Annotated in this window: 11 protein-coding genes; 1 reads left to right on the plus strand and 10 read right to left on the minus strand. The window is 74.1% G+C overall.

The genetic code is table 11. The features are described from left to right. Positions 1 to 112: 112 nt before the first annotated feature. The 6 genes from ACZ5GT_RS08545 to ACZ5GT_RS08570 all read right to left on the minus strand — a co-directional run bounded on the left by ACZ5GT_RS08545 (position 113) and on the right by ACZ5GT_RS08570 (position 5,758). Positions 113 to 1,396, minus strand: a complete 1,284-nt coding sequence (locus ACZ5GT_RS08545) for a hypothetical protein (protein WP_469017750.1) — start codon at positions 1,394 to 1,396, stop codon at positions 113 to 115. A gap of 62 nt (positions 1,397 to 1,458) precedes the next feature. After that, positions 1,459 to 2,634 (minus strand): hypothetical protein, encoded by a 1,176-nt coding sequence (locus ACZ5GT_RS08550; protein ID WP_469017043.1) that lies wholly within the window; start codon positions 2,632 to 2,634, stop codon positions 1,459 to 1,461. Continuing rightward, the gene (locus ACZ5GT_RS08555) at positions 2,631 to 3,458 is read right to left on the minus strand and encodes a hypothetical protein (protein WP_469017046.1); all 828 of its coding nucleotides are present in this window, start codon (positions 3,456 to 3,458) and stop codon (positions 2,631 to 2,633) included. Before ACZ5GT_RS08555 ends, ACZ5GT_RS08550 begins: the two co-directional genes overlap by 4 nt. Before the next feature lie 104 nt (positions 3,459 to 3,562). Beyond that, a complete protein-coding gene (locus ACZ5GT_RS08560; RefSeq protein WP_469017050.1) occupies positions 3,563 to 4,258 on the minus strand; it encodes an LPXTG cell wall anchor domain-containing protein in 696 nt (231 codons plus the stop codon). Positions 4,259 to 4,598: 340 nt separating this feature from the next. Beyond that, on the minus strand, positions 4,599 to 5,156 hold the full coding sequence (locus tag ACZ5GT_RS08565; protein WP_469017053.1) for an ATP-binding protein: 558 nt from the start codon (positions 5,154 to 5,156) through the stop codon (positions 4,599 to 4,601). A 215-nt stretch (positions 5,157 to 5,371) separates the two neighbouring features. Continuing rightward, a complete protein-coding gene (locus ACZ5GT_RS08570) occupies positions 5,372 to 5,758 on the minus strand; it encodes an STAS domain-containing protein (RefSeq protein ID WP_469017058.1) in 387 nt (128 codons plus the stop codon). A 250-nt stretch (positions 5,759 to 6,008) separates the two neighbouring features. Between ACZ5GT_RS08570 and ACZ5GT_RS08575 the strand changes: the two genes are divergently transcribed. After that, complete coding sequence (locus ACZ5GT_RS08575) at positions 6,009 to 6,917, plus strand: RNA polymerase sigma factor SigF (protein WP_469017064.1); 909 nt, start codon at positions 6,009 to 6,011, stop codon at positions 6,915 to 6,917. A gap of 147 nt (positions 6,918 to 7,064) precedes the next feature. On the opposite strand, the gene hutI is transcribed toward ACZ5GT_RS08575, so the two are convergent. The 4 genes from hutI to hutU all read right to left on the minus strand — a co-directional run bounded on the left by hutI (position 7,065) and on the right by hutU (position 12,656). After that, positions 7,065 to 8,240 carry an imidazolonepropionase gene (gene hutI, locus ACZ5GT_RS08580; protein WP_469017072.1) on the minus strand — a complete coding sequence of 392 codons (1,176 nt, stop codon included), beginning with the start codon at positions 8,238 to 8,240 and terminating at the stop codon, positions 7,065 to 7,067. Further along, positions 8,237 to 9,604 (minus strand): formimidoylglutamate deiminase, encoded by a 1,368-nt coding sequence (locus tag ACZ5GT_RS08585; protein WP_469017077.1) that lies wholly within the window; start codon positions 9,602 to 9,604, stop codon positions 8,237 to 8,239. The genes hutI and ACZ5GT_RS08585 overlap by 4 nt, the downstream gene beginning before the upstream one ends. Continuing rightward, entirely contained in the window at positions 9,601 to 10,815 is a 1,215-nt protein-coding gene (locus tag ACZ5GT_RS08590) for an allantoate amidohydrolase (protein ID WP_469017756.1), read from the minus strand. Before ACZ5GT_RS08590 ends, ACZ5GT_RS08585 begins: the two co-directional genes overlap by 4 nt. Positions 10,816 to 10,991: 176 nt before the next feature. Next, complete coding sequence (gene hutU, locus ACZ5GT_RS08595; protein ID WP_469017080.1) at positions 10,992 to 12,656, minus strand: urocanate hydratase; 1,665 nt, start codon at positions 12,654 to 12,656, stop codon at positions 10,992 to 10,994. Between the last annotated feature and the right edge of the window lie 270 nt (positions 12,657 to 12,926).

A 12,926-nucleotide genomic window follows, 5' to 3' on the forward strand; every position in this document is an offset into this window, starting at 1 on the left:
CGCGCCGCCCCCCCCCCCCCCACCGCCCCCCCCCCCCCCCCCCCCCCCCCCCCCCCCCCCACCCACCCCCCCCCCCCCCCCCCCCCCCCCCCCCCCCCCCCCCCCTCCGCCGTCAGCGGGTCCGGCGGCCCGGCATGAAGGTGAAGACCGCGCCGCCCAGGAGGATCGCGGTGCCGGCGACCAGGCCCAGGGCCTTCAGGGCGCCGTGGTCGTCCGCGCCGGTCGCCGCCAGTCCGCCGTCCGACGACGCCGACGACGCCGACGACGCCGAGCCGCCGGAGGACGAGGAGCCGCCCGAGGCGCCGTTGGCCTGCTGGGTGGTGTCCAGGGTCAGGGAGACCGCCGTCCTGTCGGGGGTGCACGTCGTGGTGGTGCCGAGGGCCTCGATGGTCAGCACGCCCGGCGAGAGCGTCGACTTTCCGGTCGCGCCCGGCTTGTAGGTGCCGGTCAGGTCGGGGATCGTGATCGGGTCGCCCGACTTGATGGCCTCTGCGTTCACCGGGCCCTCGACGTGCACGGAGCCCTTGTCCGCGCCGCCCAGGACCACCTCCATCGACGGCTTGACCGAGCCCTTGGGGATGTCGGCCGGGCTGTCCATCACGGACTTCCCGAACCGCACGGTGAGGCCGAAACCGCCACCGTCCTTCTTGGCGTCGATCCGGATCGGCGAGGTCGCCTTCTTCTCCCCGATGGGCGACTGGCAGGTGTACGGGATGTCGACCTGCTTGCCGGTGAAGTCGGTCTGCCCGCCCGATCCCGAGCCGCCGGTGTCCGTGCCTCCGCTGTCCCCGCCCGACGGGGAGGCGCTCGGCGTGCCCGTCGCGGACGGCGTCCCGGTGGGCGACGCGGTGGCCGATCCGGTGGGCGATCCGGTGGGCGAGGCGCTGGAGGTGCCCCCGTCGCCCGCCGTCACCTCGATGGTCGCCGCCTTCGGCACCGTCCCGGTCGGTGAGCACACGGTGTTCGTCGACATCGCGTTGACGGTGTACGCGTCCGGCGTCAGCGTCACCTGGCCGGGCGCGGTGAGCTTCAGGGTGCCCTTCATGTCGGACAGCGTCATGGCGCCGCCCTTGGGGATCGCCGGGTTCTCCCGCGGCCCCTGCATGTCGATGTCGGCGGTCTGCGCGCCGGCTGCCTTGAGGGTGCCGGACGGCTGGACGGAGTTCGCGGGCAGGTCGATGATGTCCGGGTTCTTCGACGCGGCCTGCACGAACTTCCACACGATGTCCACCGTGTCACCGACCTTCGCCGTGGCGGGCGCGGTGATGTCGACCTTCGTGGTGCCGTCGACCGGGTCGATGCCGGCGGGCGGCACGCAGTGCGTCGCGTACGACACCTCCGCGGCCTGCGCGGAACCGGCCGTCAGGCCGAGCAGCGCGCCCGCGCCGCAGAGCACCGTCGCGGCGCCCACGGCGCCCGCTCTCAGCCGGCCGGCCGGCGTGACTCTCCTTCGCTCGCTCACGGGGGTCCCTTCCTCCTGGTGGGAGTCGTGTGACTCGTCGGGCTGTCGTCGTGCGGTGCGGAGAGCCGACCGGCCGCCCCCGGGTCGGAGTCCGGGGTGAACCACGGCAGGGTCGAAGCGTGGGGTGGTGTCTGTTCCGCCCGCGCGGCGAACCGCGGCAGGCGCTGGGCGAGCCCGGGCAGACGCTGGGCGAACCCCGGCAGACGCCGGGCGGACCCCGGCTGGCGCGGAGCGGACCCCGGCGGGCCCGGAGCGGCCCGCGGCGGGCGCGGGCCGCGGCGCCGGACGCCGCCGGCGCGCCGCGGCCGGACCCGGTCCACCACGGCCATGCCGGCCCGGAACACCGCGGCCGGCACGACCAGGAACGCCAACGCCCAGAACAGGGTGACGCCCCAGGGGCGCCCCACACCCCAGGGCTGTTCGACGAGGACCTTTCCGCCGTACTTGAGGGAGACGGTGTAGTCGCCGTGCGCGCCCCCCGTGAGCTCGACGGGCAGTTCGATCCGCGCCCGCTTCCCGGGCCGGATCGTGCCGTGCCACCGCTGGTCCTCCCACTGCGGGGCGAACACCCCGTGGGAGGTGCCGACCTGGAAGACCGGGTCCTTCACGGCGGACGTGCCGACGTTGCCGACGGTGAGGACCAGCGTGCCCGCGGGCGGGGCGCCGAACCAGGTGAGCAGCCCTCTCGAACCGTCGAGCCGGGTGTCGGTGAGGACCGACAGGCGTCCGCCGGCCGGCTGGGCGGGCAGCGGTTCGACGGCGTGCCCGGCCACCTGGAATATCGCGTCGGCCTCGGCCCGCGCGCCGGTCACGGTGGCCACGTGCACCACGCACGGGCACGGCACCGGCGGCTCGGCGACCGGCAGCTTCCGGCGGAAGGAGCCGTGGGCGTCGGTGGTGACGGCCCGGCCGTCGGCGTTGGCGCAGGAGTTGGTGCCGCCGGGCACGCCGCGCGACGGCACCGCCTGTCCGCAGATCAGGATCATCAGCAGCGCGTGCGCCCGCCAGTCGCTGCCCCGGACGGTGACCGAGCCGCCGGTGCCCGCCTGGGACGTCGACAGCTCGACGGCCGGCCGGCCGTCGGCCATCGCGGTGCCCGCCGACGACGGCAGCAGCAACAACAGCAAGGCGAGCACCGCCGCCGGCGCCGCGATCCGCACCGTGCCCCTCACGTCCCCGCTCCCGTCGGCTCGGCCTCCGTGGACGGGGACGCGGGTGCTGCGCCATCCGTACGGCGCGCGCGACGCCGTACGGCGAACAGGGCGCCCGCGGCCGCCACCGCCCCGGCGGCCCCCGGCACCGCGCCCCGGGGCACGAAGCGCGTCCGCGTCGTCGCGCTGTCGCGCGCCCCGCCCGCCGCGGTCACCGTCAGCCGCACGTCGACCGCGTCCAGCGCCGGGCGGCCGGACCAGGGCTCGGTGAGCCGCAGGCGGCGGCCGGGCGGCAGCCGGACCGGCAGGCTGCGCGGGGGCCGGTCGAGGACCGCGCCGAACAGGCCGTCGGCGTGCACGGCGAGCCGGGGCGCCAGGACGGTCGTGCCGCGGTTGACGAGCTCGTAGGCGATGCCGTCGCCGCGCACGGTCACGTGCTCGACGGTCAGCGCGGACAGGGCGGGCCCGCCGGCCCTCAGCCGCAGCGGCACCGACCGGGAACGGCCGTCGGCGTCACGGGCGACGATCTCGCCGGCCCGGTCGCCGGAGGCGGTCACGGTGAAGGGCACGTCGGCACGGGTGCGGGCCGGGACCCGGACCCTGGCGGCGGCGAAGACCACGTGGACGCCGCTGCCGTAAAGCCGCACGGTGACCGCCCGCCCGCCGCGGTTCGTCACGGACACCGTGTCCCGCAGGACCGTGCCCGCGGCGCCCTCGGCGTAGAAGGCGGGGCGGGAACCGCCGACGGGCGCGAGGGACCAGCCGTCGGCCGCGGAGGCCGCCGGGGCGGCGGTCAGCAGGAGCAGGGCGGGCAGGCAGAGGGCGACACGTGCGGCGGACGGCATCGGCGGCTCCAGCGGGAAGGCGCGGCGGCCACGTTCGTACGGCCTCGTTCGTACGGCTGCGTACGAGCGCTTCGTTCGTACGGCTTCGTTCGTACGGCCGGGGGTCAGCGGCGGGCCGGCTGGTGGCGCCGCGTCAGCCAGAGCACGCCCGCCGCGCCCGTGAGCAGCACGGTGCCGCCGAGGGTGCCGAGGGCGATCGCCGAGTCCTCGGGCCCGGTCTGCGGGAGGCTGTCGCCGGTGCCGGCGCCGCTCGAGGAGCTGCCCGAGGAACCGCCGGAGGAGCCGCCGCCCGCTGCCGTCACGTCGAGGGTGAGCGACGGTCCCGGGTCCTTCGACGGCGTGCAGGTGGTGGTGGTGCCGAGCGCCTTGATGGTCAGCACGCCCGCGGTGAAGGTGACCTTGCCGGTCTTCTTCGGGGTGTACGTGCCCGACAGGTCGCTGATCTTGATGGGCGTGTCGGCGGGGATGGCGGCCTGGTTGGCTGGCCCGCTGACGGACAGCGTGCCGCTGTCGGCGCCGCCCAGCTCGATGGTCGCGCTCGGGTTCATCGCGCCCTTGCCCAGTTCGACCGGGCTGGAGGAGACGCCCTTCTGCCACGACATGGTGATCCGGTATCCGTTGCCGCTCTTGACGCCCTTGATGTCGATGGGCGAGACGGCGCTCTTGTCGCCGATCGGCGTCTTGCACCGGTAGTCGACGTCGACGACCTCGGCGTGGGCTGCGGGGGCGGTCATCAGCACCGCCGAGCCGGCCAGGGCCGCGGCGGACGCGAGCGCGGCGGTTCGTTTCCGGTACGACACGGTTCCGCTCCCTTACCTGTCTCCTGACGCTTCCTGACGGCACATCAGATAGGGCCGTCAAGGTACGCCCGGGGCCGGAAGAGGGGAAGACACGGTACGGGCCGGAGTTGTGCGGATCCGGCACGCATACGGGGAAGTTGACGTTCGGGCGGCGCCCCGCCCCGCGGGCCGACCTCGGTGACAGTCGGGCCCCGGACCGACGGGCGCGAGCGTCCGACCGGTGCCGGACTCGGCCTGCACGCCGGGGCAGGGGCGGCCGGCGCCCCCGCGTCGTACGTCTCGGCAGGGCCCGGCACGGTGCCGCGGCGGTCGGTCCGGGAACCCGCGGTCGGGGGTCGGCTCAGGCCGGTGCGCCGAGCTCCGCCCAGACGGTCTTGCCCGCCGCTCCGGGCGTGCGTACGACCCCCCAGTCCAGGCACAGCCGCTGCACGATGAACATGCCGTGACCGCCGGGGCGGCCCGCGCGGTGCGGGTTGCGCGGCGCCGGCTGGCCACCGCCGCGGTCGGAGACCTCCACCCGGATCACCTTGTTGTCGCAGGTGATCCCCAGCTCGTCCGGCCCCTCGGCGTGCAGGCAGGCGTTGGTGACCAGTTCGGAGACGACGAGCAGGACGTCCTCGGCGGCGGCCCGCCGGTCGGCGGTGGCGGCGGGCAGCCATCCCCACGCGTACAGCGCCTGACGGGTGAAGTCGCGGGCGAGCGGCACGACCCCGCTCTCACCGTCGAAGCTCAGTCTGCGGACCTGGCGCCCCCCGGACGATGCGGATGATGCCGCTGACGACGCGGTCGCGTCCCCGCCGGACGCCCCGGTCACGGGCGCGCCCCCCTCGGACGCCCCGGAAGCGCCGCTGGGCTCCGGGCCGCGGTCGCCCGGCGAGCAAGGCCGGGTGGTGCTCATCAGCGCTTCACCTCACCGATTCACCAGTTCATCATTCAAGAGTCAGTACGTGGCCGGGCGGCGGATGCGCCGCTCTGCCTGCCGACAACGTTTCAGGATGTCTCCTGCCCGACCGGACCGGCGGAACACCCCTCGTTTCGGCGCGGAAGGCGTGACGCCCGGAAAGTGCCGGTCGCGCGGGGCGGCCGGGACACGGCACCGGACCGCCCACCGGGTCAGCCCGCCTCGTCGGCCTCGTCGGCGAGGGCCGCCTCCAGCGTGTCATGGATGGCGAACACCGCGTCCGCCCCCGTGATCTCGAAGACCCGTGCCACCACGGGCAGCATCCCCGCGAGGTGCACCCCGCCGCCCGCCGCCTCGGCCTTCAGCCGCGCGCCGAGCAGCACGTTCAGCCCGGTGGAGTCGCAGAACTCCAGCCGTGAGCAGTCCACGACCAACCGCTTGTGTCCCTTGTCGAGGCAGTCCTCGAGGGGCTCACGCAACAGATCGGCCGTGTGGTGGTCCAACTCGCCCGCCGGGGTCACGACGGCACTGGAGCCCTCTTCCCGAACCTCCACCATTAGCCGGCCAGACTGTGCGCTGCCGACCGTCCCGCGGTCCATGCCGTCTCTCTCTCCCGACGTCGAGGCTGCTGACTGACGCCCTCGAACACTACGCCTTCTCCACACTCTCCGACACCCGAACAACCCCAAGCAAACTGACATTTCCCCACGTAGCGCACTTGCGAGGGGCTCGGGGAAGCGGGTAGGGCTAGATAAACACGCAACCGACACGGCCGGCTTTGGAGGCGCCGCACACCGCAGTGCAGGTACTGGCTTCGGCAGCCATATGCCGAGAACGATGGAGGACCCCATGTCACCCCGGCTCGACGCATCGCGTTCCCGTCAGGAGACGCCGGCACCCCTTCCGGAACCTCTGGACACCGCAGAGGACGATGACGCGGACGCTGCCGCCGGGCTTGCCGGGCTCCCGGAGATCCCCCCGTACGACGAGGTGGGACCGGTCGACGCCCGCGCCCTTTCCAAGACCCTCTTCGAGCGGCTGGAATCCCTCGAAGAAGGCACCCACGAGTACGCCTACGTCCGCAACACGCTCGTGGAGCTGAATCTCGCCCTGGTCAAGTTCGCCGCGTCCCGGTTCCGCTCCCGCAGCGAGCCGATGGAGGACATCGTCCAGGTCGGCACCATCGGCCTGATCAAGGCGATCGACCGCTTCGAGGTCTCGCGCGGGGTGGAGTTCCCCACGTTCGCGATGCCGACCATCGTCGGCGAGATCAAACGATTCTTCCGCGACACCTCGTGGTCCGTGCGCGTCCCGCGCCGGCTCCAGGAGCTGCGGCTCGACCTGGCCAAGGCCGGTGACGAGCTGGCCCAGCAGCTGGACCGCGCGCCGACGGTGGCGGAGCTGGCCGAACGTCTCGGCATCTCCAACGACGAGGTCGTCGAGGGCATGGCGGCGTCGAACGCGTACACCGCCTCCTCGCTGGACGCCCAGCCGGAGGAGGACGACGCGGAGGGCGCGCTCGCGGACCGCATCGGCTACGAGGACCACGGCATCGAGGGCATCGAGTACGTCGAGTCGCTGAAGCCGCTGATCGCCGGGCTGCCGCCGCGCGACCGGAAGATCCTCTCCCTGCGATTCGTGGCGGGCATGACCCAGTCGGAGATCGGCGAGGAGCTGGGCATCTCGCAGATGCACGTCTCCAGGCTGCTGTCGCGGACGCTGGTGCGGCTGCGCGAGGGGCTGACCGTCGAGGAGTGACGCCTGCTCCCGGACACCCGCCCACGCACCGCTCATGGCCGCCCGTTCCCGGGCGGCCGCTTCCGCTCCCGGGCGGCCGCTCGCAGGCGGCCACTCGGGCCACTCGCGGGTGGGCCGCCCGGATGCGGCCGACCGGTCGCCGCCCGGTCAGTGAAGGCGCCTGCCCCGCCGCCAGACGCCGGTGACCAGCGGGACGCCCGGGCGGTAGGCCAGGTGGACGTGGCTCGGCGCGTCGAGGACGATCAGGTCCGCGTACATGCCGGGCCGGAGGCGGCCGATGTCGTCCCGGCGCAGGGCCGCCGCCCCGCCCGCCGTCGCCGACCACACCGCCTCGTCCGGCGTCATCCGCATGTCCCGCACGGCGAGCGCGACGCAGAACGGCATGGACGAGGTGAACGACGAGCCCGGGTTGCAGTCCGTGGACAGCGCGACGGTGGCCCCGGCGTCCAGCAGGCTCCGGGCGTCCGGCCACTCGGCGCGGGTGGAGAACTCCGCGCCGGGCAGCAGGGTCGCCACCGTGTCGCCGTGCGCGAGGGCGTCGACGTCGGCGTCGGTGAGGTGGGTGCAGTGGTCGGCGCTGGCCGCGCCCAGCTCGACCGCGAGCTGGACGCCGGGGCCGTGCGACAGCTGGTTGGCGTGGACGCGCGGGCGCAGGCCCCTGGCCCGGCCGGCGGTGAGGATCGCGCGGGCCTGGTCGCCGTCGAAGGCGCCCTTCTCGCAGAAGACGTCGATCCAGCGGGCGTGCGGCGCGCAGGCGTCGAGCATCTCGCCGGTGACCAGGTCGACGTAGCCGGCCGGGTCGTCGGCGTGCTCCTCGGGGACGACGTGGGCGCCGAGGTAGGTGACCTCATCGGTGTGGCGGGCGGCGATGCGCAGGGCGCGGGCCTCGTCGGCGACGGTCAGGCCGTAGCCGGACTTGGTCTCCATGGTGGTCGTGCCCTGGCGCAGGGCCTCGGCGAGGTAGCGGGTGAGGTTGGCCTCCAGTTCCTCGTCGCCCGCGGCGCGGGTGGCGGCGACGGTGGTGCGGATGCCGCCCGCGCGGTAGGCCCGGCCGGACATGCGGGCGTTGAACTCCCGGGTCCGGTCCCCCGCGAAGACCAGGTGGGAGTGCGAGTCGACGAAGCCGGGCAGGACCGCCCGGCCCTCGGCGTCGACCCGGTTGTCAGTGGCGGGTGCTTTGCTTGACTCACCGGTCCACACGACCCGTTCGCCGTCGATGACGAGCGCCGCGTCCTGGATCGCTCCGAGGGGAGATCCGTCACCGAGGGAGGGGTCGTTGGTGATCAGCGTGGCGATGTTGACGATGGCTGTGCTGCTGCTCATGGCGTCCTCGGTGATGGTGGGTTTCCGTCGCGCAGAGCCGCGACGGCCCGCGCGAGGGCCTGCGGCACGTCCGGCACGAGGGTGTGCGCCCCGTCGCGCACGATGTGCCGGCCCGCGACGACCGTGTGCCGCACGTCGGCCGCCGTCGCGGCGAATACGGCGGTCTCGGCGCCGAGCCGGGGCAGTGCGCCGGCCGTCCTGACCGAGTCCAGCGCGATCGTCGTGAAGTCGGCGAGCGCGCCCGGTCCGATCCGGCCCGCCCCGTCCCAGCCGAGCGCGGCGTGACCGTCGGCGGAGGCGGCGCGCAGCAGGGCGGCGGCCGTCCAGTGGCCGCGGGTGCGAGTGCGCAGCCGTTCGTCCAGTTCCATGGCGCGCGCCTCTTCCAGCAGGTCGACGACGGCGTGGCTGTCGGAGCCGAGGCTGAGCGGGGAGCCCGCGGCCTGCAGCGCGGCGGCGGGTCCGATGCCGTCCGCGAGGTCCCGCTCGGTGGTCGGGCACATGCAGGTGCCGGTACCGCTGCCGCCGATCAGGGCGATGTCCTCGTCGGTGAGGTGCGTGTTGTGGACGCCGGTGGTGCGCCGGCCGAGGACGCCGTGGTCGGCGAGCAGCCGGGTGGGCGTGCAGCCGTGGGCGGCCAGGCAGGCGTCGTTCTCGGCGGTCTGCTCGGACAGGTGCACGTGCAGCGGGGCGCGCCGCTGCTCGGCCCACCGCGCCACGGTCGCAAGCTGGGCCGCCGGCACGGCCCGCACGGAGTGGATCGCCGCTCCGATCCGCGCGTGATCCCGTTCCTTGAGAACTGAACAGCGTTCGGCCCAGGCGTCGGCGTGTCCGTCGGAGAAGCGGAGCTGGTGGGCGCCTGGCGGCTCGCCGAAGCCGGAGGAGAAGTAGGCGGTGTCGAGGAGGGTGATGCGGATGCCGGCCTCGGCGGCGGCCGCGATCAGCGCCTCGCCCATCGCGTTGGGGTCGGCGTAGGGCGTGCCGCCGGGGGCGTGATGCACGTAGTGGAACTCGCCGACAGCCGTGATCCCGGCCAGCGCCATCTCGGCGTACACGGCGCGGGCGAGGGCGTGGTAGGTGTCCGGGGTCAGCCGGTCGGCGGTCGCGTACATGATCTCGCGCCAGGTCCAGAAGGTGCCGGAGCCGACCTGGACGGTGGAGCGCAGGGCACGGTGGAAGGCGTGGCTGTGCGCGTTGGCGAGGCCGGGGAGGGTCAGGCCGCGCAGGATCGCGGCGCCGGGCGGCGGGGCGGGCGTGTCCCCGCGGACGGCGGTGACGCGGCCGTCCGCGACCTCGACGGCGACCCCCGGCTCGACGTGGGTGCCGAGCCAGGCGTGCTCCAGCCAGTACGTGTGGGTCGCCGTCACCTGCAGGCCAGTCCTTCCAGTACGTCGGCGAGCGCGAGCACCCCGGCGGCGCAGTCGTCCTCGGCCGCGGACTCGGCCGGGGAGTGCGAGACGCCGGTGGGGTTGCGCACGAACAGCATGGCGGTCGGAATGCTCCCGGCGAGGATCCCGGCGTCGTGTCCTGCTCCGGTACCCAGCACGGGCACATTCAGCCGATCGCTCTCCCGGTTCCCGGTTCCCAAAATGCGGGCGATCTCGTCGCGCAGGGCGTGGTCGAACTCGACGACCGGCGTGAAGGACTCGCGGACGACGTCCAGGTCGACGCCGTGTTCCCGGGCGTGGTCGCGGGCCGCGGCCTCCACCGCCGCGACCACGGTGTCCAGGCTCTCCTGGTCGGCGGCGCGGGAGTCGAGCCAGCCGCGCACCAGGGACGGGACGGCGTTGACGCCGTTCGGCTCGACCGCGACCTTGCCGAAGGTGGCGACGGCGCCGGCCAGCCGGGCCTCACGACGGGCGGCGAGCACGGCCTCGGCGTACGGCAGCATGGGGTCGCGGCGGTCCGCCAGCCGGGTGGTGCCCGCGTGGTTGGCCTCGCCGCGGAAGTCGAACCGCCAGCGTCCGTGCGGCCAGATGGAACTCGCGATGCCGACCGGGTCGCCGGACAGGTCGAGGGCCCGGCCCTGCTCGACGTGCAGTTCGACGAACGCGCCGATGCGGGCGAGCCGTTCCGGGTCCGGTCCGATGGCCTCGGGGTCGTATCCGGCGGCCTCCATGGCCCGGGGGAGGGTGACTCCGTCGGCGTCGGTCAGCAGGTGCGCCTGCCGGGCGGTGAGCTTCCCGGCGGTCAGCCGTGAGCCGACGCAGGCGAGCCCGAACCGGGCGCCCTCCTCGTCGCCGAAGTTGACGACGGCCAGGGGCCTCGCGAACCGCGCTCCCCTGCCGCGCAGTTCGTCCAGGGCGGCGAAGGCCGACACGACGCCCAGGGGGCCGTCGAAGGCGCCCCCGTCGGGCACGGAGTCTAGATGCGACCCGGTGACGACGGCGTCCCCCTGCGCCGGATCGCCCAGCCAGGCCCACTGGTTGCCGTTGCGGTCGACCTCGAGGGCGAGTCCGCGCGCCTCCGCCTGCTCCCGGAACCAGGCCCGGCACTCGGCGTCGGCGCCGGTCCAGGCGAACCGGCGGTAGCCGCCGGACTCGGGGTGCCGGCCGACGGGGCGCAACCGGTCCCACATCTCGTGGAAGGAGTCACCGGCCGCGACGGGCGGCGCGACGGCCCGTGGCACACCGGCCGGGGCGTCGACCGGGGTGCCGGCCGGGGCGCCGGCCGGGGCGGGCGGCGAAGGGACCCCGGCGCCCGCGGAGGGAGCGCCGGTCCCGTTCGCGTACCGGTCCACGCCTTCGTACCGGTTCACGCCTCGTCACCCTCACGCATCGGGATGCGCACGCCGCGCTCGTGGGCGACCGACTCCGCGATGTCGTAGCCCGCGTCCACGTGCCGGATGACGCCCATGCCGGGGTCGTTGGTGAGCACGCGGCGGATCTTCTCCCCGGCCAGCGGCGTGCCGTCGGCCACCGTCACCTGCCCGGCGTGGATCGACCGGCCCATGCCGACGCCGCCGCCGTGGTGGATGGAGACCCAGGAGGCGCCCGAGGCCACGTTGACCATGGCGTTGAGCAGCGGCCAGTCGGCGATCGCGTCGGACCCGTCGAGCATCGCCTCGGTCTCCCGGTAGGGGGAGGCCACCGAGCCGCAGTCGAGGTGGTCGCGCCCGATGACGACCGGTGCGGCCAGTTCCCCGCTCGCCACCATGTCGTTGAAGCGCTCGCCGGCCTTGTCCCGCTCGCCGTAGCCGAGCCAGCAGATACGGGCGGGCAGGCCCTGGAAGTGGACCCGCTCGCCGGCCATCCTGATCCAGCGGGCCAGGGACTCGTTCTCCGGGAACAGCTCCAGGATCGCCTTGTCGGTCCTGGCGATGTCGGCCGGGTCGCCCGACAGCGCGGCCCAGCGGAAGGGGCCCTTGCCCTCGCAGAACAACGGGCGGATGTAGGCGGGGACGAAGCCGGGGAAGGCGAACGCCCGGTCGTACCCGGCGAGTTTGGCCTCGCCGCGGATGGAGTTGCCGTAGTCGAAGACCTCGGCGCCGGCGTCCATGAAGCCGACCATGGCCTCCACGTGCCGGGCCATCGACTCGCGGGCGCGGGTGGTGAACCCGGCCGGGTCCTTGGCGGCGGCCTCGGCCATGTCCTCGAAGGCGACGCCGAGCGGCAGGTAGGCCAGCGGGTCGTGGGCCGAGGTCTGGTCGGTGACGATGTCGACGGGGGCGCCCATGGCGAGGAGCTGCGGGACGAGCTCGGCGGCGTTGCCCAGGACGCCGATGGACAGCGGGCGGCGGGCGTCACGGGCCTCGACGGCCAGCTGGAGGGCGTGGTCGAGGGAGTCGGCCCGTACGTCGAGGTAGCGGTGCTCGATGCGGCGCTCGATGGCGCGCGGGTCGCAGTCGATGCAGATCGCCACGCCGTCGTTCATGGTGACCGCGAGCGGCTGCGCGCCGCCCATGCCGCCGAGCCCGGCGGTGAGGGTGATCGTCCCGGCGAGGGTGCCGCCGAACTTCTTCGCGGCGACGGCGGCGAAGGTCTCGTAGGTGCCCTGGAGGATGCCCTGGGTGCCGATGTAGATCCAGGAGCCGGCGGTCATCTGGCCGTACATGGTCAGGCCGAGGGCCTCCAGGCGGCGGAACTCCTCCCAGGTGGCCCAGTCGCCGACCAGGTTGGAGTTGGCGATGAGGACACGCGGGGCCCACTCGTGGGTCTGCATGACGCCGACCGGGCGGCCGGACTGGACCAGCATGGTCTCGTCCTGCTTGAGGGTCCTCAGGGTGCGGACCATCGCGTCGAAGGAGCGCCAGTCGCGGGCCGCCTTGCCGGTGCCGCCGTAGACGACGAGCTTGTCGGGGTGCTCGGCGACCTCGGGGTCGAGGTTGTTCTGCAGCATCCGCAGGGCGGCTTCCTGCTGCCAGCCCAGGGCACTGAGTTCCGTACCGCGGGGGGATCGTACGGGGCGGGGTCCTGACATGGGGCTGCCTCCTGGCGGATCACGACCGGATTCTTGCTGCAGTTATTCACATCCTGACTTTCTGAATAGAACTAGTCAACACGTTCTTGCGTCCGCACCGGCGCGTCGCGGATGTTTGGCTGGAGAGACGGCCGCGGGCGGCTGCGGCGACGACAGGACGGGGATGCGGTGGACAGGGACAGCGACCGCGACGAGGACCGGGCCACCCGGCGCGACGACGCCGCCCAGGACGACCGGGTCGGCCGGCCTGCCCAGGGCCATGACGACGAC

The sequence above is a fragment of the Streptomyces sp. NPDC031340 genome (assembly GCF_055569945.1).

What these genes read in the sequence shown, in the direction of transcription:
- ACZ5GT_RS08575 (WP_469017064.1), top strand. Translation starts at nt 6,009, where the DNA reads ATGTCACCCCGGCTCGACGCATCGCGTTCCCGTCAGGAGACGCCGGCA.
- ACZ5GT_RS08590 (WP_469017756.1), bottom strand. Translation starts at nt 10,815, where the DNA reads ATGTGGGACCGGTTGCGCCCCGTCGGCCGGCACCCCGAGTCCGGCGGC.
- ACZ5GT_RS08565 (WP_469017053.1), bottom strand. Translation starts at nt 5,156, where the DNA reads ATGAGCACCACCCGGCCTTGCTCGCCGGGCGACCGCGGCCCGGAGCCC.
- hutI (WP_469017072.1), bottom strand. Translation starts at nt 8,240, where the DNA reads ATGAGCAGCAGCACAGCCATCGTCAACATCGCCACGCTGATCACCAAC.
- ACZ5GT_RS08555 (WP_469017046.1), bottom strand. Translation starts at nt 3,458, where the DNA reads ATGCCGTCCGCCGCACGTGTCGCCCTCTGCCTGCCCGCCCTGCTCCTG.
- ACZ5GT_RS08570 (WP_469017058.1), bottom strand. Translation starts at nt 5,758, where the DNA reads ATGGACCGCGGGACGGTCGGCAGCGCACAGTCTGGCCGGCTAATGGTG.
- hutU (WP_469017080.1), bottom strand. Translation starts at nt 12,656, where the DNA reads ATGTCAGGACCCCGCCCCGTACGATCCCCCCGCGGTACGGAACTCAGT.